The following is an 18,363-nucleotide window of genomic DNA, read 5'->3' on the forward strand; positions in this document are numbered from 1 at the left end:
CGCAGCGCTATGGTGAGTCCGGATTTCCTACTCACGCGTAACCGCACACGCCCCGGAGGCCCGAGCCATGCGTGACGCCGTCATCGTCGAAGCCGTACGCACCCCGATCGGAAAGGGCAGGCCGAGCGGTGCGCTCGCCCACGTCCACCCCGTCGAACTCCTCGCCCACACCCTGCGCGCCCTCGTCGACCGCACCGGGATCGACCCCGCGCTCGTCGACGACGTCATCGGCGGCACCGTCGACCAGGTCGCCGAGCAGGCCATGAACACCACCCGCTACGCCGTCCTGTCCGCCGGCTTCCCCGAGACCGTGCCCGCCACCACGGTCGACCGGCAGTGCGGCTCCTCCCAGCAGGCGGTCCACTTCGCCGCGCAGGGCGTCCTGTCCGGCGCCTACGACCTCGTGATCGCCTGCGGCGTCGAGTCGATGAGCCGCGTCCCCATGTGGTCGAACGTGCCGGAAGGGGCCGACCCCTTCGGCCCGGGGGTCGCCGCGCGCTACCCGGAGGGCCTCGTGCCACAGGGCATCAGCGCCGAACTGATCGCCGCGAAGTGGGGCCTGTCCCGGGAGCGGATGGACGCGTACGCCGTCACGTCGCACGCGAAGGCAGCGGCCGCCGGGGACGCCGGACTGTTCGACGCCGAGGTCGCCCCGCTCGACGGCATCACGCGCGACGAGTCCGTCCGGCCCGGCACCTCGTCCGAGGTCCTCGGCGGACTCAAGCCCGCCTACTACGACGCCGCGTTCGAGGAGCGGTTCCCCCAGATCACCTGGAACGTGACCGCGGGCAACGCCAGCCCGGTCAACGACGGCGCCTCCGCCCTGCTGATCACCACCAGCGAGCACGCGGCCCGGCTCGGACTGCGCCCGCTGGCCCGGCTGCACTCCTTCGCCGTCACGGGCTCCGACCCGCTCCTCATGCTGACCGGCGTCGTGCCCGCCACCGAGAAGGTGCTGCGCCGAGCCGGGCTCGACCTCGGCGACATCGACCTGTTCGAGGTCAACGAGGCCTTCGCCGCCGTCGTCCTCGCCTGGCTGCGGGAGACCGGCGCCGACCCGGCCCGGCTGAACGTGCACGGCGGCGCCCTCGCCCTCGGCCACCCCCTGGGCGCCAGCGGGGCGCGCCTGATGACCACGATGGTGCACGCGCTGCGCGCCCGCGGCGGCCGCTACGGACTGCAGACCATGTGCGAGGCCGGGGGACTCGCCAACGCCACGATCGTCGAGGCCCTCTGAGCCCGGCGGAGGTCAGACCCCGGACGGCTCGCCGGAGCGGACCCGGTGCTTCAGGGCGTGGCGCTTGCGCCAGGCGACCGCCGCGCCCGCCAGCATCGTCACCACGATGAATCCCGTCGACACCAGGAACACCGGGGACGTGGGCGTCGCCGCCGTGGCGCCCGCCACCACGTACGCCGCCGTGTTCGGGATCGAACCCAGCCCCGTCGCCACGAGAAACGGGGTCCAGCCCATGCGGGACACCGAGGCGCAGTAGTTCGCCGCCCAGAACGGGACGCCGGGGAACAGCCGGACCGCCAGCATCGAGCGGAAACCGTGCCGGCTGAGCTGCCCGTCCGCCGCCTTGAGCCAGCGCCCGCGCAGCAGCGGGCGCAGCGCGTCCTGCCCGAGGATCCTGCCCAGCCCGAACGCGATCCCCGCGCCGAGCACCGTCCCGCCGATCGCGCCGGCCAGCCCGAGCGCGGACCCGAACAGCGCTCCCGCCGCCAGACTGATGAACGGCCGCGGCACGAACGCCACCGTGCACAGCCCGTACGCCACCGTGAACAGGACCAGCGCGGCGGCGCCGTCCACCTGCGGCGGCCAGCCCCGCTCCAGCAGGCGCTGCGGCTCGAACAGCAGCACCGAGGTCGCCCCCGCCGCGAGCAGCATCACCAGGAGCGACAGCCGTGACCAGGGAGAAAGGAGCACCCTGGTGCAGCGCGTGGTGAACCCGGCGGGACGGGCGGGGACGGTCTCGAACATCCGGGGAGAGTAACCGACCTCTCCGTAAGATCGCCGTAGGGTGGGTCTCACCTGCCAGGCCTCACCGGCCTTGCCCCACCTGCCGGGTCCCGTCGCCCAGGGGGGAGCGCGATGTCCGTCCTCACACCGCCGCCCAGCGCGCTCGCCGACACGATCCTGTCCCGGCTGCCCACCGCGTACGAGGCCGTCGCGGACCCCGCGCGCGCGGCGACGATGCGCGCCTACATGAAGGACGTCGCCCCGTTCCTCGGACTGCCCCAACCGGTGCGCAAGGAGCGGACCCGGGCCGTCCTGGCCGGCACGCCGCGCCCCGGCGAACGCGACCTCACCGCCGTCGCACTGCGCTGCTGGGCCCTGCCCGAGCGCGAGTACGCGTACTTCGCCGTCGACTACCTGTGCCGCCACAAGGGCAAGCTCACCTCCGCCTTCCTCCCCGTCGCCCGGCACCTGATCACGACCGACCCGTGGTGGGACACCGTCGACCTGCTCGCCGCACACGTCGTCGGCGCCCTCGTCGCCGCGGACCCGGCGCTCACCGCCGAGATGGACCGCTGGATCGCCGACGAAGACATCTGGCTCGCCCGCACCGCCCTGCTCCACCAGCTCCGCCGCGCGGACACCACCGACACGGAGCGCCTCTTCGGGTACTGCCTGCGCCGGGCGGGCGACAGCGAGTTCTTCCTCCGCAAGGCCATCGGCTGGAGCCTGCGCGCGTACGCGAAGACCGACCCCGACGCCGTACGGGCCTTCGTCGCCGCGCACCGGGACGCGCTCGCGCCGCTGTCCGTGCGCGAGGCGCTCAAGCACACCGGCCCCTGACAACTCCCGCGCCGGGCGCGGAAAATCGTTCGACGCACGCCGCCGGGTCGGCGATGATCTGCCTCATGTTCCGGCACGCCACTCACGCAGCTACGCCCGCAGTCGCGGGCGCTGCTCGGGCTGCCGCCACCCACTGCCTCGCAGCAGCCGTCGACGGCGCGCGAAGCTGACCCTCTCCGGACACTCCGGCGGACCCCGCAGGGGGAGGGTCGGTACCGCTCAGGGGTCCCCGCCTCACACAGGAGGCTTCACTTTTTCTGTTCCGGAAGGGACCACCCAGTCATGCCCAAGACGGCATACGTGCGCACCAAGCCGCACCTCAACATCGGCACCATGGGCCACGTCGACCACGGCAAGACCACGCTGACCGCCGCCATCACCAAGGTCCTCGCCGAGCGCGGCTCCGGCACCTTCGTGCCGTTCGACCGCATCGACAAGGCGCCCGAGGAGGCGCAGCGCGGCATCACCATCAACATCGCGCATGTCGAGTACGAGACCGACACCCGGCACTACGCGCACGTGGACATGCCGGGCCACGCCGACTACGTCAAGAACATGGTCACGGGCGCCGCCCAGCTCGACGGGGCCATCCTCGTCGTCTCCGCGCTCGACGGGATCATGCCGCAGACCGCCGAGCACGTGCTCCTCGCCCGGCAGGTCGGCGTCGACCACATCGTCGTCGCGCTCAACAAGGCGGACGCCGGCGACGACGAGCTCACCGACCTCGTGGAGCTGGAGGTGCGCGAGCTGCTCTCCGCGCACGGGTACGGCGGCGACTCCGTCCCCGTCGTCCGGGTCTCCGGGCTGCGCGCCCTGGAGGGCGACCCGCGCTGGGCGGCCGCCGTCGAGGCGCTGCTCGACGCCGTGGACACGTACGTGCCGATGCCCGAGCGGTACGTGGACGCGCCGTTCCTGCTGTCCGTCGAGAACGTGCTGACGATCAGCGGGCGCGGCACCGTCGTCACCGGCGCCGTCGAGCGCGGGCGCGTCCGCGTCGGGGACCGGGTCCGGGTGTACGGGACCGAGGCCCTCAAGGACGCGGAGACCGTCGTCACCGGCGTCGAGACCTTCGGCAAGCCGATGGAGGAGGCGCAGGCGGGGGACAACGTGGCGCTGCTGCTGCGCGGTGTCCCGCGCGACGCCGTGCGGCGCGGGCACGTCGTCGCCGAGCCGGGCAGCGTCCGGCCCGCGCGGCGCTTCACCGCGCAGGTGTACGTGCTCTCCGCGAAGGAGGGCGGGCGCAGTACGCCGCTCTCCACCGGGTACCGGCCGCAGTTCTATCTGCGCACGGCGGACGTCGTGGGGGACGTCGACCTCGGGGAGGCCGGTGTCGCCCGGCCCGGCGAGACGGTCACCATGACCGTCGAGCTGGGACGGGACGTGCCCCTGGAGGCGGGGCTCGGCTTCGCGATCCGCGAGGGCGGGCGCACGGTCGGGGCCGGCACCGTCTCGGCCGTGCTGATGTAAGGGGCGGCGCCTTCAGAAGGGGGGGCGTGGGGCTGTGCGGCCCTGCGCCTTCCCCCTCCGGGGGCCCGGCACAATAGGGGCGTGAGCGAACCAGAAGTCGAGGCCATACCCGTCGGGCGCGTTGTCGATCACGGCTTCGCCAAGCTGATGCCGGACGTCGATCGGCGGCGGGCCTGGTTGCTCACGGTGGACGGGGCTCCGCAGTCGTACGTCGATCTCGACGATCCGACGCATCTGGAGTTCGAGTACGCGCGGCGCCTCGGGCACGTCCTCGACCGCGCCGGTGACGAGGGCCGCGCGCTCGACGTGCTGCACCTCGGCGGCGGCGCCCTCACCCTGCCCCGGTACGTGGCCGCCACCCGGCCGGGCTCGCGGCAGGACGTCGTCGAGGCCGACCGGGGGCTGCTCGCGCTGGTCGGCGAGCATCTGCCGCTGCCCGCCGGAGTGGACGTGCGCGTGCACGGCGAGGACGCCCGCGCCTGGCTCGCGGCGGCGCCCGACGACGCGGCGGACGTGCTCGTCGCCGACGTGTTCGGCGGCTCCCAGGTGCCCGCCCATCTGACGACGCTCGCCTACGCGCGGGAGGCCGACCGGGTCCTCAGGCCCGGCGGCGTCTACGCGGCCAACCTCGCCGACGGCGCACCCTTCGCGTTCCTGCGGTCCCAACTGGCCACCTTCGCCGAGGTGTTCGCCCACCTCGCGGTGATCGCCGAGCCCGCCGTGCTGCGCGGGCGGCGGTTCGGGAACGCGGTGCTGATCGCCTCCCAGGACGAGATCGGCGTGGCCGAACTGGCCCGGCGCACGGCACGTGACGCGTTCCCCGCGCGGGTCGAGCACGGTGCCGGGCTGCGCCGTCTCATCGGGGACGCGCGGCCCGTGACGGACGCCGACGCGGTGCCCTCGCCGCTGCCGCCGGGCGGCTCGTTCAGCGTGGGGTGAGCTCCGCGGGGTCCGAGGGCTCGCCGGCCTTGACCGGTTCGGGCTCGCGGCGCCGCAGGTTGCGTACGTCGGGCACGCACAGGACGGCCGCCGTGGCGAGCACCACCAGGGCCGCGCAGCCCCACAGTGCGGGGGAGCGGCCGAAGGCCGACTCGGCGGGGCCGGCCAGAGCGGTCGCCAGCGGCACCATCGCCACCGAGCCGAACCAGTCGTAGGCCGAGACCCGGGACAGTTTCTCCTCGGGTATCTCCTGGTGCAGCGCGGTGATCCATGAGACACCGAAGATCTCGATCGTGACGCCGCTGACGAACATGACCGCGACCAGGGCCGGCAGGGGCACGGGCACGGCGAGCGCGGCCGACGGCAGGGCCAGCGAGAAGACGGCCACGGAGCCGGCGAGCAGGAGGCGCTGCGGCTTCCAGCGCATCATCAGCAGGCCGCCGAGAATCGTGCCGGCGCCGAACGCGCCGAGCGCCAGACCCCAGGGGCCCGCCCCGCCCAGTTCGTCCCGGGCGACCAGCGGTCCGAACACCGACTCGGCGGCGCCGACGACGGCGACCACCACCGAGAACTGGGCGATGACGGCCCACAGCCAGGGGCGCCCCACGACCTCCCGCCAGCCGTCGCGGATGTCCGCGAGCAGCCCGGAGCCCGGTGCGCGCGGCGCGATGTGGCCGATGTCGAGGAACGCGCGCAGGGCGCCCGCCACCGCGAACGCCGCGGCGTCGAGCGCGAGCACCCAGCCGGGGCCGAGCGCCGCGACCATCGCCCCGCCGAGCGCGGCCCCGCCGACGGCGGCGCCGGACATGCCCATCCGGAAGAGCGCGAAGGCGCGGGACGCCTGCTCGCCGGAGACGGAGGACATCAGCATGCCCTCGGCCGCCGGGTTGAAGAACGCCTGGCCGGTGCCGCCCAGGGCGCTGAGCGCCAGCATCTGCCACAGTTGCGGCTCACCCTGGAGGACCAGGAGGGCGAAGGCGCCCTGGGACAGGAAGTTCAGGGCGTTCGCGGCGACCATGACGTGATGGCGGGGCAGCCGGTCGGCGACCGCGCCGCCCACCAGCAGGAAGACCACCAGGAACAGGGTGCGGGCGGCCGCGACCAGGCCCACGTCACCGGCGTCGCCGCCCGCGTCGAGCACGGCGAACGCGGAGGCGATCAGCGCGCCGTGCGAACCGAGCGTCGTGATGAACGCCGACGCCGCGAGCAGCGTGTAGTTCCGCCCCGCCCAGGCGGGGCGGCGCGGACGTCGTGGCTGGTGGGGCGGGGAGGCGGCGGCGTCGGTCACTCAGGGACTATCGCCGCCGCACACCTGTTCTGCCAAGCCGGTTCCCGGCCGCACACCGGCCGGGAGCGGTCGTGCTACTGGGCCTCGGGGTCCTCGTAGTAGCGCACGGAGTTGAGGATCTTGGTGATCGTCGCGTCCGACAGCTCGTTCTTGACGCCCTTGGCGGCCCACAGGTCCCAGGACACGAAGTCGCCGACGCCGTTCTGGAAGGCGAAGACCACGGCCTTGCCCTCACTGGCGCACTTGCCCTTCTTGGGGCTGCCCTCGGAGTGGGCCTTGATCAGGCTGCCCTTGATGCCCTGACTGTTGGTGAAGTCCTGGGGCTTGCCGGGCTTGACCGCCTTGGTGGACGGCTCGGTGTAGCCGCCGTAGATCCACCACGGGATGCGGTTCTGGGCGGCTTCCTTGGCGGTCTTCGCGCCGTTCTCGCCACGGGTGCCGACGCCGGCCAGCGAGGTGTCCTCGTCGCGGCCGTCCTTGTCGGAGTCCTCGGTGCACCACTTGGACTGGAGCTCGGCGGGAGCGGAGACGGTGGTCATCCCGTGCTCCTTCTTGCCGTCCTTGCCCTTGTAGTCGTACTCGAAGCCGATGATCTGGTCCGAGCCGCTGGTGCTGACCTCCCAGCCGGGCGGCACGTCGAACACCGTCTTGTGCTTGGTGTTCACGACAGGCTGCCAGCCGGCGACGACCGGCTGCACCGCGTTGTCCCCGCCGCGCGGGTTCGCCGCGGACGCGCTCGCGCTGGGCTCCTTGCTCGCCGGAGCGGACGCCGAGGCCTTGGGCGACTTCTTCGGATCACCCTTGGCGTCGTCGTCCTTGTCCCCGCCGAGCACCAGGAAACCGGTCACGCCCGCGGCCACGACGACGGCGGCCGCGGCGACGATGGCGACGATCTTCGTCTGGTTCCCGCCGCCGCCCTTCGGCGCCTGGGGCGGACCCATCGGCGTCGTGGGCGCGTTCCAGGCAGGCTGTTGCTGCTGCTGGTACGGGTTGGGCTGCTGCTGGTACCCCGGCTGCTGATAGGGGTTCGGCTGCTGGTACCCCGGCTGCTGATACGGGTTGGGTCCCGGCTGATTCGGGTCCTGCGGGTTCTGCTCGCCCCCGGGCGGCTGCGTTCCTGGCCACATGGCCGTCAACGATAGAGGGTTCCGGGGCCACGGATGTCCCTGCCCTGTACCGGACGTGCAACGTTCCGGCGGACGAAGGCGGCGCGGCTGGGGCATTTGGGGACGCCGGGGAGGGGATGGCCAAGGAGGCTACTCGTGGGTAACCTACGGGTATGAGCGCAGACCAGATGTCCATCGGCGACATGCTCGCCGCCACCGTGCCGATGGCCCGCACGCTGAACCTCGAGTTCCAGGAGACGACGCCGGACAAGGCCGTCGTCTCGCTGCCCGACCAGGCGGACTACCACAACCACGTCGGCGGCCCGCACGCCGGCGCCATGTTCACGCTGGCCGAGTCCGCGAGCGGGGCCATCGTCCTCGCCGCCTTCGGTGACCAGCTCTCGCGCGCCGTGCCGCTGGCCGTCAGCGCCGAGATCGCGTACAAGAAGCTGGCCATGGGCCCGGTCACCGCCACGGCCACCCTCGGCCGCCCGGCCGCCGACGTCGTCGCCGAGCTGGACGCGGGCGAGCGCCCGGAGTTCCCGGTCAGCATCGCCATCACGCGCGCGGACGGCGCCGTGACCGGCGAGATGACCGTTGTGTGGACCCTGCGGCCCAACAGCTGATCCGGACCGAACAGGCCGAACAGGTAGGCTTCCCGAGGCGCGCGGCACAGGGGGCGCGCACCCAGGCCCTGCCGTCACCTTCCCGCCTGCCGGGCACCAGACGCCGCCCGGCCGCCCTCCGGCCGACGGCGGGAAGGTGACGGCAGGGCCTCGGGAGACACCGCACCGGCACGGGAGGCGACGGCGTTGCACGTCCAGGAATGGCTCGACACGATCCCGGCGGTCGCCATCTACGCCTTGGTGGCGGGCGTCATCGGCCTGGAGAGCCTCGGCATCCCGCTGCCCGGTGAGATCGTCCTCGTCTCCGCCGCCCTGCTGTCCTCGCAGCACGGCGACGTGAACCCCTTGGTGCTCGGCGTGTGCGCGACGGCCGGCGCCGTGATCGGCGACTCCATCGGCTACGCGATCGGCCGCAAGGGCGGCAGGCCCCTCCTCGCCAAACTCGGCGCCAAGTTCCCGCGGCACTTCGGGCCCGCCCATGTGGCCACCGCGGAGCGGTCGTTCGAGAAGTGGGGCATGTGGGCCGTGTTCTTCGGCCGCTTCATCGCCCTGCTGCGCATCTTCGCCGGCCCGCTGGCCGGCGTCCTGCACATGCCGTACTGGAAGTTCTTCATCGCCAACTTCCTGGGCGGCGTCGTCTGGGCCGGCGGCACCACGGCCGTCATCTACTACATCGGCGTCGTCGCCGAGGACTGGCTCAAGCGCTTCTCGTACGTGGGTCTCGGCGCGGCCGTCCTCATCGGCATCGCCTCGATGCTGATCGTCAAGCGCAAGGCCGCGAAGGCCGCCGCCAAGGCCGAGGCGGCCGAGGCGGCCGAGGCGGAGACCGGGCCGGAGCCGGTGCCCGCGGGCGAGTGACGCTCCGCCGTACCGGTCCCGGCCCCCGGGGCCGGTCAGTTCGCGTCGGCGGACTTCTCGTGGACCTCGCGGTGGGAGCGGGCCAGGTCCACGTAGACCGTGCCGTTGAAAGTCACGCCCTCGCGCTCCTCCTGCGTGAGCTCGCGCCGCACCTTCGCCGGCACGCCCGCGACCAGCGAACCCGGCGGGACGACCATGCCCTGCGGGACCAGCGCCTGCGCCGCGACCAGCGAACCCGCGCCGATCACCGCGCCGTTGAGCACCGTCGCGCCCATGCCGATCAGACAGTCGTCCTCGATCGTGCAGCCGTGCAGGACCGCGTTGTGCCCCACCGAGACGCGCTCCCCGATCGTCACCGGGAACCCGGCGTCGACGTGCACCGTGCAGTTGTCCTGGATGTTGCTGTCCGCGCCGAGCGTGATCGGCTCGAACTCCGCGCGCAGCACCGCGCCGTACCAGACGCTCGCCCCGGCGTGCAGCGTGACGTCGCCGATCAGCGTGGAGTTGGGCGCCGCGAAGGCGTCCTGGTCCAGCTTCGGTTCCTTGCCGCCGAACCCGGCGATGAGTGCCTCGTGGGCCATGCGATCCCGCTCCTTGCAAGTCGTGGCGTGCTCCGCCTGCGTCGCGCCTGAGCGAACCGTACCCGTGGGGTGAAGATCACAGGCCGTCGAGGTGGGGGAGTGCCGTACGGGTGAGTAACGTGGCGCCGTGCCAAAGAACCGGAACGTGTTCTCGTCAGGACGGCGGGCCGCCCGGGGCGGGCTCGCCCATCGCGCCGTGCAGGCCGGCTGGCGGTGGGCGCAGCGCCGCGGCGCCGTCACCGCGGAGCAGCCCGGCGGCTACCGGTTCCGCGCCATCGGCCCCGGCACCAAGCTCGCGTTCCCGCAGGGCACCGTCTTCGGCGAACCGTGGATCCGGCTCGGCGCGCACTGCATCATCGGCGAACAGGTCACCCTGACGGCCGGGATGATGCCGGACCTCGACCTCGGCCCCGACCCGATCCTGACCCTCGGCGACGGCGTCGTCATCGGCCGCGGCGGCCACGTCGTCGCCGACACGACCGTCACCATCGGCAGCGACGTCTACATGGGCCCGTACGTCTACATCACCTCCACCAATCACTCCTACGACGACCCGCACGAGCCCGTCGGACGCCAGTGGCCCCGCATGGAGCCCGTGGAGATCGGCCCCGGCTGCTGGATCGGCACCGGCGCCGTGATCCTGCCGGGTGCCCGCCTCGGACGGAACGTGGTCGTGGCCGCCGGCGCCGTCGTGCGCGGCACCGTCCCCGACCACGCCGTCGTCGCCGGGGCACCGGCCAAGGTCGTACGGACCTGGGACGAGGAGGCCGGCTGGCAGCCACCGCTGCGCACGCCCGCGCCCCGCCCCATTCCCGCCGACATCACCCCCGAACAGCTCCTCGCGCTGTCCGAGCTGGAGGACCGGCAGTAGGTCATGGCCGCGTGGCCTCAGCGGCGCAGGGCCGTCGCCGCGGTCGCGGTCACCGCCTCGGTCACCGCCGCGAGGGCGGGCGAGTCCAGCTTCCACTGCTGCCAATACAGAGGGACGTCCACCGGCCGCTGAGGCGCCAGCTCGACCAGCCGGCCCGCGCTCAGCAGCGGAGCCGCCTGCGCCTCGGGCACCAGACCCCAGCCGAGCCCGGCCGCCACGGACGCGGCGAACCCGTCGGACGTCGGCATCGCGTGCCGCACCCCGCCCGCCCCGGCCCCGCCGAGCTCCCGCACGAACGCGTCCTGCAACGCGTCACTGCGGTCGAACGTCATCACCGGCGCCCGCGCGAGCCCCTGCGCGAGCGGCCCGTCCAGATGCTCCCGCACGAAGTCCGGGTGCGCCGCCGCCAGATACCGCATCCGGCCCAGCGCCCGCACCGAACACCCCGCCACCGCCTCCGGCGACGAGGTCACCGCCGCCATCACCAGCCCCTCGCGCAGCAGCTCGGCCGTGCGCGTCTCGTCCTCGCGGTGCAGTTCGAACGCGATCGGCGGACGCTGCGGGACCCGGGCGAGCGCGTCCAGGAACCAGGTCGCCAGCGAGTCCGCGTTCACCGCCGCCGTCACCCGCGTCGCCCCGTCGTCCGGGCCCATCCCGAGCGCCGCGTGCGCGTCCCGCTCGAGGCGCGCCAGCTGCCGGGCGTAGCGCACCACGACCTGCCCCGACTCGGTCGGCCGCACCGGCTTCGTGCGCACGAGCAGCACCCGGCCCGTGCGCTGCTCCAGCGCCTTCACCCGCTGACTCACCGCCGACGGCGTCACGTGCAGCGCGGCCGCCGCCGCGTCGAACGTGCCCTCGTCCACGACGGCCAGCAGCGTCCGCACCTGGTCCAGCGGCAGCTCGGAGATCACCACGCACCACCCGTTCTCCCCCACCTTCTTAAGTCAGGCTAATGCTACGTAAAAATCTTTAGCTGTACGCGCGGTGATCGTCTCCGTAGCGTCGAGGCCATGACCGCCTCTCTCACCGCCGCGGCCGCCGGCTTCGGCACCGGCCTCTCGCTCATCGTCGCCATCGGAGCCCAGAACGCGTTCGTGCTCCGCCAGGGCATCCGCCGCGACGCCGTCCTCGCCGTGGTCGGCATCTGCGCCCTGTCCGACGCCGTGCTCATCGCCCTCGGCGTCGGCGGCGTCGGCGCGCTGGTGGTCGCCTGGCCCGGCGCGGTCACCGCCGTCGGCTGGATCGGCGGAGCCTTCCTGCTCTGCTACGGAGCCCTCGCCGCCCGGCGCGTGCTGCGCCCCGGCGACGCGGCCCTGCAGACCGAGGGCGACTCCACCGGCTCGCGCCGCCGCGCCGTGCTTACCTGCCTCGCCCTGACCTGGCTCAACCCCCACGTCTACCTCGACACCGTGCTGCTGCTCGGCTCCGTCGCCGCCGACCGCGGCCCGCTGCGCTGGACCTTCGGACTCGGCGCCACCCTCGCGAGCCTGGTCTGGTTCGTCGCCCTCGGCTTCGGCGCCCGCCTGCTCAGCCGCTTCCTCGCCCGGCCCGCCGCCTGGCGCGTCCTCGACGGACTCGTCGCCGTCACGATGCTCGCGATGGGGGCCCTGCTCATCGCCGGCACCTGAGACCGCCCGACACCGTCCGCGCCAGGACTGCGACACTGATGCCCGCACAGGTAGATGTAGCGAGCAATCAGGATGAGCGTGGACGGCACAGGCACCAGCGAGAGCAGCACCGGCACCGCACCGGACGAGACACCGGCACGGCGGCGGCGCTGGGCGATGGACACCCGGCCGCTGCGGATACCCGCCTACCGCCGCCTGTGGTCCTCCACGATCGTCACCGCCGTCGGCAGCCAGCTCACCGCCGTCGCCGTGCCCAAGCAGATCTACGACATCACCGGATCCTCCGCCTGGGTCGGCGCCGCGAGCCTCGCCGGACTCGTACCGCTCGTCGTGTTCGCCCTGTGGGGCGGCGCGGTCGCCGACACCATGGACCGCCGCAAGCTGCTCCTCATCACCAACTGCGGCATCGCCGGCACCTCGGTCCTGTTCTGGCTCCAGGCCGTCACCGGGCTCGGCTCCGTCGTCGTCCTGATGGTGCTGCTCGCCCTCCAGCAGGCGTTCTGGGGACTCAACGCGCCCGCGCGCAACGCCTCCATCGCCCGGCTCGTGCCCGAGGGCCAGCTCGCCGCGGCCAACGCGCTCGGCTCCACCGTCATGCAGACCGGCCAGGTCGTCGGGCCGCTGCTCGCCGGCGTCCTGATCCCCGTGATCGGCCTGCCCGAGCTGTACCTCATCGACGCGTTCGCGCTGTGCGTCACCGTCTGGGCCGTGTACCGGCTGCCCGCGCTGCCCCCGCTCGGCACCGTCGCCCGCCGCGCCGGAGTGCGCGAGATCGCCGAGGGCTTCCGGTACATCGCCCTGCACAAGGTGCTGCTGCTGTCCTTCCTCGCCGACATCGTCGCGATGGTCCTCGGCATGCCCCGCGCCCTCTTCCCGCAGCTCGCCGCCGAGACCTACGCGCCCTACGGGGAAGGGCTCGCCCTCGGCCTCCTGTTCGCGGCGATCCCCGTCGGGGCGGTGGCCGGCGGGCTGTTCTCCGGTACGTTCTCGCGAGCCCGGCGGCACGGCTGGATGGTCATCGGCGCGGTCGTCGCGTGGGGGCTCGCGATCGCCGGGTTCGGGCTCAGCGGCAACCTCTGGCTCGCCGTGGCGTTCCTCGCGCTCGCCGGGGTCGCCGACATGGTCTCGATGGTATTCCGCGGGGCGATCCTGCTGTCCGCCGCGACCGACGAGATGCGCGGCCGGATGCAGGGCGTCTTCACCGTCGTCGTCGCGGGCGGGCCCCGGCTCGCCGACGTGCTGCACGGATCGGCGGGCTCCGCGTTCGGGCCCCGCGCGGCCGTGGTCGGGGGCGGGCTCCTGGTCGTCGTCACCATGCTGGGCCTCGCCTGCGCCATGCCCGCGCTGCGCCGCTACCGGGTCTGAGTACAGTTTGCTGCACGTCGGGGTGCAACCAGGTGTGCCCCTCCAGGCCCCTCGATGGACGGAACGTGTCGGACCTCGACCTGCTGACCCAGTCGCTCGCCCGCAACGTCAGGCACTGGCGCACCGAGCGCGGCTTCACCCTCGACACGCTCGCCTCCCGGGCCGGGGTCAGCCGGGGCATGGTCATCCAGATCGAACAGGCCCGCACCAACCCCAGCATCGGCACCGTCGTCAAGATCGGCGACGCGCTCGGCGTCAGCATCACCACCCTGCTCGACTACGAACAGGGCCCGAAGGTGCGGGTCGTCCCCGGCGACCAGGCCGTCCGGCTGTGGTCGACGGAGGGCGGCAGCCACAACCGGCTCCTCGTCGGCGCGGAGGCGCCCGGCCCGTTCGAGATGTGGGAGTGGCGGCTCGCGCCGGGTGAGGGCAGCCCGTCGGACCCCCATCCGCAGGGGACGGTGGAGCTGCTGCACGTGACCTCCGGTGAGCTGGCCCTGGTCGTCGACGGGGTCGTGCACCGGGTGCCGGCGGGGGCCAGCGCGACGTTCGAGGCGTCCGTCGCCCACGAGTACCGGAACGATGGCTCCGCGCCGGTGGAAATGATGCTGGCGGTCTCGGTGCCCTTCGAGCGCTGAGTTCCTCTCGGTCGCGTCGCCGGGTGCGGGTCTCGTCGTGGCCGGTCGCGCAGTTCCCCGCGCCCCTGATGAGGCTGCGCCTCATCGGGGAAATGCGACCCGAAGGGTCTGCATTTCAGGGGCGCGGGGAACTGCGCGACCAACCCCCACCGGCCCGCAGTCGACCGGAGAGCCAGAGGCCCGCACGATCCCGCCCCGGGCAACTGTTAGCGTGCCGGACATGCGCGCACCCATCGGCACCTTTGACACCGTCACCCCCGCCCCGGACGCCCTGAACCTCCTCACCCGCCCCGTCGCGGACGCCGTCCGGAACTGGCGCGGCAGCGTCCCCGCGCAGGACCTGATCCACGTCGACACCGAGCCCGACTGGGCCGACACCGCCACGTTCGTCGAGCACTACGGCCCCGACCTGCTCGACACCTCCGCCAACTGCGTCGTCGTCAGCGGCAAGCGCGGCGGCGAGGCGACCCTCGCCGCGTGCGTCGTCCTGTCCGCCACCAAGGTCGACGTCAACGGCGTCGTGCGCCGCCACCTCGGCGCCCGCAAGGCCTCCTTCGCCTCGATGGACACCGCGACCGGCGAGACCGGCATGGAGTACGGCGGCATCACCCCCATCGGCCTGCCCGCCGACTGGCCGGTCCTCGTCGACGCGGCCGTCGCCGACCTGCCGTACGTCCTCATCGGCAGCGGCACCCGCCGCGGCAAGCTCATCGTGCCGGGCAAGGCCCTCGCCGAGCTGCCCGGCGCCACCGTCCTCGAGGGCCTCGGCATCGCTGTCTAGGACGCCCCGCCCAGCCTCTCCTCGATCCAGGCCCGGCCGAACCCCACGACCACGCCCGCGTCGAGGAGATGGCACTCCGCCGCCCCGACCCGCCCGCTCGTCCCCAGTCCCGCGGCCAGCAGCTCCGCGCCGATGACCTCGAACGGGTCGCGGCCCGGCGGCACCACGGAGCCGTAGTCGAACGCGCCCCGCTCCGAGTCGATGTCGTGGAACCGCCGCCACACCCGCCGTCCGCCGTCCCGCAGCGGCTGCTCGTACGACACGAACCGCTTGCCCGGCGCCTCGGCCAGCGCCTCCGCGTGATGCAGCAGGGTCAGCGTGTCCAGCGGGGCGCCCAGCATCAGGACCCGGCCGCCGCGCGCCACCAGACGGGCGAGCGGACTGTCCGGCCCGTGCGGATCGTCCCAGGGGTGATCCACCGTCAACTCCCGGGCGCCCGCGCCCAGCGCGGCGAAACTCGCGTCCGGATGCCGGCTCCGCAGAGCGCCAGGCCGGTGCCGCAGTGCCTCCGGCAGCCGTCCGTTCGCGTGGTCGCACTCGCTCGACTCCGGGTCGTACGCCGGGTGTTCGTCGCGCACGGCGTCCCGCCAGGCCGCGGGCCAGGAGTCGAAGTCGTAGGGCAGGGCGTCGTTCCAGCCACACGTGACCATCAGCGTGCCGGACGCGCCGACCACGTCGAGAAGCGCGTCGAGCACCGTGCCGGCGCCGCCCGCCACATAGCCGAGCGCGGACATCCTCGTATGGAACATGACAGTGTCGCCGGGGCCGAGCCCCAGCGCGGTCAGGTCGCGGGCGAGACGGCGCCGGGTGACGGGGCCGCCGGAGCGGGTGAGCAGAGTGCGTTCGTCCACCCGGCCGACCGTACGCGCCCCGAGCGGAGTGCGGCCGCGGCTCATGAGATCTTGAACCGGACAGCCGTAGAGGGAGAGTTGACGACATGACAGACCAGCTGACCGTCGCCGTGCTCGGCACCGGCATCATGGGCGCGGCCATGGCCCGCAACATCGCGCGCGCCGGACACACCGTGCGCGCCTGGAACCGCAGCCGCGCCAAGGCCGAGCCGCTCGCCGCCGACGGCGTGCAGGTCAGCGACACCCCGGCCGAGGCCGTCGCCGACGCCGACGTCGTCCTCACGATGCTCTACGACGGGCCCGCCGCGCTCGACGTCATGCGGCAGGCCGCGCCGGGGCTGAGGCCGGGGGCGGCCTGGCTGCAGTCGACGACGGCCGGGATCGACGGCATCGCCGAACTGGCCGAGTTCGCCGCCGAGCACGGCCTCGTCTTCTTCGACACCCCGGTCCTCGGCACCCGCCAGCCCGCCGAGGCCGGTCAGCTTCTCGTCCTCGCGGCCGGGCCCGTCGACCGGCGTGAGGCCGTCGCCCCGGTCCTCGAAGCGGTCGGGGCCCGCACCGCGTGGATCGGCGAGGACGGGGGCGCGGGCGGCGCCACCCGGCTCAAGCTCGTCGCCAACAGCTGGGTGCTCGCCGCGACCAACGCGGTGGGGGAGGCCCTCGCCCTCTCCCAGGCGCTCGGTGTCGACCCGCAGTCCTTCCTCGACGCGATCGCCGGTGGCGGGCTCGACATGCCGTACCTGCACGCCAAGTCGGCGATGATCCTGGAGGACCGGCTGACCCCGGCCCAGTTCGCGGTGGACACCGCGGCGAAGGACGCGCGGCTCATCGCCGAGGCCGGGCGGGCGCACGGGGTGCGCCTGGACGTGGCCGAGGCGGCCGCGGCCCGCTTCAGCCGTGCCTCGGAACAGGGTCACGGCCACGAAGACATGGCCGCCGCCTATTACGCCTCCTTCGACACCCCCTGATCCCGGCTGCGGCGGCGCCGCACGGGCTGAGGATCGTTCGCCGGGTGCCGCCCGGTGGGGCTTCTCGCGCCGTTCCGGGTGTGCGTCCGGTCGGCTCGACCCAGCCTTGGGCAGTCTGCCGCCTGGGGCGGCACGGGTGGGCAAGGCGGCACCCCGGCGCCGGGTGCGCGATGCATCGGGGCTCGGCTACAGCGCCACCGCCGTAGGGGCTGACGATCATCGCCGGGTGCAGCCCGGTGGGGCTTCTCGCGCAGTTCCCCGCGCCCCTGAAGGGCGCACTCCGTGCGCCCCAGGGGCATGTCGGTCGCGCCCCGCGACGGAGTCGCTGAACGGCACAGCCCCGCGCTCGCCGGGCGAGTGTGTGCCCCGCGATGACTTGTCAGGGGAGGCGGGGGATCTCTATGGCCGGGCAGCGGTCCATCACCATTTCCAGGCCCTCCTCGCGCGTCCGCGCATGCGCCTCTTCGTCGACCACCCCGAGCTGGAACCACACCGCCTTCGCCCCGATCGCCACGGCCTCGTCCGCCACCGGCCCGGCCAGCTCGCTGTTCACGAAGACGTCCACCACGTCCACCGGGAACGGGATGTCCGCGAGCGAGGCATAGCCCCGCTCCCCGTGCACCGTCTCGGCCTTCGGGTGGACGGGGACGATCCGCTTGCCGTACTCCTGCAGGACCCGCGCGACGCCGTACGCCGCACGCGACCGGTTCGAGGAGAGCCCCACCACGGCCCAGGTGTCCCCGGTACCGGTGAGGATCTTGCGGACGGTCTCCTGGTCGCCGTACATCGGCGCCTCCAAGCATGGTCGGGCGGAAGGCTGACATCCGGCTAACCACCCGCACCGCCCGCCGATTCCACGCGGGCGCATAGGCTGGTCCGATGCAGGACGAGTACCGCACGGTGGCCCACGAGGGCGTGCACGAGACAGAGATCAACCGCTCCCGGTTCCTGTGCGCGCTCGCGCCCGCCGCCACCGAGGAGGAGGCCCAGGCCTTCGTCGCCCGCATCCGCAAGGAGCACCCGACCGCCACCCACAACTGCTACGCGTACGTCATCGGCGCCGACGCCTCCGTCCAGAAGGCCAGCGACGACGGCGAGCCCGGCGGCACCGCGGGCGTCCCGATGCTGCAGATGCTGACCCGGCGCGAGATGCGGTACGTCGTCGCCGTCGTCACGCGCTACTACGGAGGCGTGAAACTCGGCGCCGGCGGCCTCATCCGCGCCTACGGAGGCGCGGTCGGTGAGGCGCTCGACACGCTCGGCACCGTCACCCGCCGCCGCTACCGCCTCGCCACCGTCACCGTCGACCACGCGCGCGCGGGCAAGATGGAGAATGACCTGCGCTCCACAGGACGCAGCGTGCGCGACGTCCACTACGGGGAGGCCGTCTCCATCGAGATCGGGCTGCCCGAGTCGGACCTCGACCAGTTCCGGGCGTGGCTCGCGGACGTGTCGGCGGGGGAGGCCGGCTTCGAGCTCGGCGGCGAGGCCTACGGGTAGCACGGGCATCCTCCCGATGTGAGCCGGGCGGTGTGAGGCCTGTCACCAGGGAGCCGGGGGAGCCGGGGCGGCGCGGGTGTTCCTGCCGTGCTGTCA

General features: G+C 73.3%; 20 protein-coding genes. 13 read left to right on the plus strand and 7 right to left on the minus strand.

The annotated features are described in order from the left end of the window. Positions 1-67 precede the first annotated feature (67 nt). Positions 68-1,237 (plus strand): thiolase family protein, encoded by a 1,170-nt coding sequence (locus IAG42_RS30465; protein ID WP_188340165.1) that lies wholly within the window; start codon positions 68-70, stop codon positions 1,235-1,237. Between the two features lie 12 nt (positions 1,238-1,249). On the opposite strand, the gene IAG42_RS30470 is transcribed toward IAG42_RS30465, so the two are convergent. After that, the gene (locus IAG42_RS30470) at positions 1,250-1,981 is read right to left on the minus strand and encodes a TVP38/TMEM64 family protein (protein WP_188340166.1); all 732 of its coding nucleotides are present in this window, start codon (positions 1,979-1,981) and stop codon (positions 1,250-1,252) included. A 111-nt stretch (positions 1,982-2,092) separates the two neighbouring features. Here IAG42_RS30470 and IAG42_RS30475 point away from each other — a divergent pair, with 111 nt between their 5' ends. The 3 genes from IAG42_RS30475 (at position 2,093) to IAG42_RS30485 (ending at position 5,206) form a co-directional block, all read left to right on the plus strand. Next, positions 2,093-2,800: a DNA alkylation repair protein gene (locus IAG42_RS30475; RefSeq protein WP_188340167.1), complete on the plus strand. Its 708-nt coding sequence runs from the start codon at positions 2,093-2,095 to the stop codon at positions 2,798-2,800. Between the two features lie 282 nt (positions 2,801-3,082). Next, entirely contained in the window at positions 3,083-4,267 is a 1,185-nt protein-coding gene (tuf, locus tag IAG42_RS30480) for an elongation factor Tu (RefSeq protein WP_188340168.1), read from the plus strand. 147 nt (positions 4,268-4,414) lie between these two features. Next, the gene (locus IAG42_RS30485) at positions 4,415-5,206 is read left to right on the plus strand and encodes a spermidine synthase (RefSeq protein WP_188341680.1); all 792 of its coding nucleotides are present in this window, start codon (positions 4,415-4,417) and stop codon (positions 5,204-5,206) included. Here the strand turns inward: IAG42_RS30485 and IAG42_RS30490 are convergent. Together IAG42_RS30490 and IAG42_RS30495 are read right to left on the minus strand one after the other, a co-directional pair. Continuing rightward, positions 5,193-6,494 carry an MFS transporter gene (locus IAG42_RS30490; protein WP_188340169.1) on the minus strand — a complete coding sequence of 434 codons (1,302 nt, stop codon included), beginning with the start codon at positions 6,492-6,494 and terminating at the stop codon, positions 5,193-5,195. The genes IAG42_RS30485 and IAG42_RS30490 overlap by 14 nt on opposite strands. Before the next feature lie 74 nt (positions 6,495-6,568). Further along, the gene (locus tag IAG42_RS30495) at positions 6,569-7,621 is read right to left on the minus strand and encodes a hypothetical protein (protein WP_188340170.1); all 1,053 of its coding nucleotides are present in this window, start codon (positions 7,619-7,621) and stop codon (positions 6,569-6,571) included. Positions 7,622-7,773: 152 nt separating this feature from the next. On the opposite strand from IAG42_RS30495, the gene IAG42_RS30500 reads away from it, so the two are divergent. Both IAG42_RS30500 and IAG42_RS30505 read left to right on the plus strand, forming a co-directional pair. Beyond that, positions 7,774-8,226, plus strand: a complete 453-nt coding sequence (locus IAG42_RS30500; protein ID WP_188340171.1) for a DUF4442 domain-containing protein — start codon at positions 7,774-7,776, stop codon at positions 8,224-8,226. 186 nt (positions 8,227-8,412) lie between these two features. Next, a complete protein-coding gene (locus IAG42_RS30505; RefSeq protein WP_188340172.1) occupies positions 8,413-9,084 on the plus strand; it encodes a DedA family protein in 672 nt (223 codons plus the stop codon). Between the two features lie 35 nt (positions 9,085-9,119). On the opposite strand, the gene IAG42_RS30510 is transcribed toward IAG42_RS30505, so the two are convergent. Continuing rightward, positions 9,120-9,665 (minus strand): gamma carbonic anhydrase family protein, encoded by a 546-nt coding sequence (locus IAG42_RS30510; protein ID WP_188340173.1) that lies wholly within the window; start codon positions 9,663-9,665, stop codon positions 9,120-9,122. Positions 9,666-9,792: 127 nt separating this feature from the next. On the opposite strand from IAG42_RS30510, the gene IAG42_RS30515 reads away from it, so the two are divergent. Continuing rightward, the gene (locus IAG42_RS30515) at positions 9,793-10,536 is read left to right on the plus strand and encodes an acyltransferase (RefSeq protein WP_188340174.1); all 744 of its coding nucleotides are present in this window, start codon (positions 9,793-9,795) and stop codon (positions 10,534-10,536) included. A 17-nt stretch (positions 10,537-10,553) separates the two neighbouring features. On the opposite strand, the gene IAG42_RS30520 is transcribed toward IAG42_RS30515, so the two are convergent. Then, positions 10,554-11,450, minus strand: a complete 897-nt coding sequence (locus IAG42_RS30520) for a LysR family transcriptional regulator ArgP (protein ID WP_223206215.1) — start codon at positions 11,448-11,450, stop codon at positions 10,554-10,556. 96 nt (positions 11,451-11,546) lie between these two features. Between IAG42_RS30520 and IAG42_RS30525 the strand changes: the two genes are divergently transcribed. The 4 genes from IAG42_RS30525 (at position 11,547) to IAG42_RS30540 (ending at position 14,948) form a co-directional block, all read left to right on the plus strand. Further along, positions 11,547-12,164 (plus strand): LysE/ArgO family amino acid transporter, encoded by a 618-nt coding sequence (locus IAG42_RS30525; RefSeq protein WP_188340175.1) that lies wholly within the window; start codon positions 11,547-11,549, stop codon positions 12,162-12,164. A 72-nt stretch (positions 12,165-12,236) separates the two neighbouring features. Beyond that, positions 12,237-13,529 carry an MFS transporter gene (locus IAG42_RS30530; RefSeq protein ID WP_188340176.1) on the plus strand — a complete coding sequence of 431 codons (1,293 nt, stop codon included), beginning with the start codon at positions 12,237-12,239 and terminating at the stop codon, positions 13,527-13,529. A 65-nt stretch (positions 13,530-13,594) separates the two neighbouring features. Further along, the gene (locus IAG42_RS30535) at positions 13,595-14,167 is read left to right on the plus strand and encodes a helix-turn-helix domain-containing protein (RefSeq protein WP_188340177.1); all 573 of its coding nucleotides are present in this window, start codon (positions 13,595-13,597) and stop codon (positions 14,165-14,167) included. 220 nt (positions 14,168-14,387) lie between these two features. Next, entirely contained in the window at positions 14,388-14,948 is a 561-nt protein-coding gene (locus IAG42_RS30540) for a YbaK/EbsC family protein (protein WP_188340178.1), read from the plus strand. On the opposite strand, the gene aac(3) is transcribed toward IAG42_RS30540, so the two are convergent. Beyond that, complete coding sequence (aac(3), locus tag IAG42_RS30545; RefSeq protein WP_188340179.1) at positions 14,945-15,799, minus strand: aminoglycoside 3-N-acetyltransferase; 855 nt, start codon at positions 15,797-15,799, stop codon at positions 14,945-14,947. The two genes, IAG42_RS30540 and aac(3), sit on opposite strands and share 4 nt — an antisense overlap. A gap of 86 nt (positions 15,800-15,885) precedes the next feature. Between aac(3) and IAG42_RS30550 the strand changes: the two genes are divergently transcribed. Beyond that, positions 15,886-16,767, plus strand: a complete 882-nt coding sequence (locus tag IAG42_RS30550) for an NAD(P)-dependent oxidoreductase (RefSeq protein ID WP_188340180.1) — start codon at positions 15,886-15,888, stop codon at positions 16,765-16,767. Between the two features lie 379 nt (positions 16,768-17,146). Here IAG42_RS30550 and IAG42_RS30555 read toward each other — a convergent pair whose 3' ends face one another. Further along, a complete protein-coding gene (locus IAG42_RS30555; protein ID WP_188340181.1) occupies positions 17,147-17,554 on the minus strand; it encodes a CoA-binding protein in 408 nt (135 codons plus the stop codon). Between the two features lie 92 nt (positions 17,555-17,646). On the opposite strand from IAG42_RS30555, the gene IAG42_RS30560 reads away from it, so the two are divergent. Continuing rightward, positions 17,647-18,267, plus strand: a complete 621-nt coding sequence (locus IAG42_RS30560; RefSeq protein ID WP_188340182.1) for a YigZ family protein — start codon at positions 17,647-17,649, stop codon at positions 18,265-18,267. Positions 18,268-18,363 lie beyond the last annotated feature (96 nt).

Origin of the sequence: Streptomyces xanthii (assembly GCF_014621695.1) — a bacterium.
Classification (GTDB): domain Bacteria; phylum Actinomycetota; class Actinomycetes; order Streptomycetales; family Streptomycetaceae; genus Streptomyces; species Streptomyces xanthii.

Excerpts from the sequence above, each read along its gene's own strand:
- IAG42_RS30560 (WP_188340182.1), top strand. The coding sequence starts at position 17,647 with ATGCAGGACGAGTACCGCACGGTGGCCCACGAGGGCGTGCACGAGACA.
- IAG42_RS30540 (WP_188340178.1), top strand. The coding sequence starts at position 14,388 with ATGCGCGCACCCATCGGCACCTTTGACACCGTCACCCCCGCCCCGGAC.
- tuf (WP_188340168.1), top strand. The coding sequence starts at position 3,083 with ATGCCCAAGACGGCATACGTGCGCACCAAGCCGCACCTCAACATCGGC.
- IAG42_RS30500 (WP_188340171.1), top strand. The coding sequence starts at position 7,774 with ATGAGCGCAGACCAGATGTCCATCGGCGACATGCTCGCCGCCACCGTG.
- IAG42_RS30510 (WP_188340173.1), bottom strand. The coding sequence starts at position 9,665 with ATGGCCCACGAGGCACTCATCGCCGGGTTCGGCGGCAAGGAACCGAAG.
- IAG42_RS30495 (WP_188340170.1), bottom strand. The coding sequence starts at position 7,621 with ATGTGGCCAGGAACGCAGCCGCCCGGGGGCGAGCAGAACCCGCAGGAC.
- IAG42_RS30550 (WP_188340180.1), top strand. The coding sequence starts at position 15,886 with ATGACAGACCAGCTGACCGTCGCCGTGCTCGGCACCGGCATCATGGGC.
- IAG42_RS30475 (WP_188340167.1), top strand. The coding sequence starts at position 2,093 with ATGTCCGTCCTCACACCGCCGCCCAGCGCGCTCGCCGACACGATCCTG.
- IAG42_RS30555 (WP_188340181.1), bottom strand. The coding sequence starts at position 17,554 with ATGTACGGCGACCAGGAGACCGTCCGCAAGATCCTCACCGGTACCGGG.
- IAG42_RS30470 (WP_188340166.1), bottom strand. The coding sequence starts at position 1,981 with ATGTTCGAGACCGTCCCCGCCCGTCCCGCCGGGTTCACCACGCGCTGC.
- IAG42_RS30485 (WP_188341680.1), top strand. The coding sequence starts at position 4,415 with ATGCCGGACGTCGATCGGCGGCGGGCCTGGTTGCTCACGGTGGACGGG.
- IAG42_RS30530 (WP_188340176.1), top strand. The coding sequence starts at position 12,237 with ATGAGCGTGGACGGCACAGGCACCAGCGAGAGCAGCACCGGCACCGCA.
- IAG42_RS30525 (WP_188340175.1), top strand. The coding sequence starts at position 11,547 with ATGACCGCCTCTCTCACCGCCGCGGCCGCCGGCTTCGGCACCGGCCTC.
- IAG42_RS30465 (WP_188340165.1), top strand. The coding sequence starts at position 68 with ATGCGTGACGCCGTCATCGTCGAAGCCGTACGCACCCCGATCGGAAAG.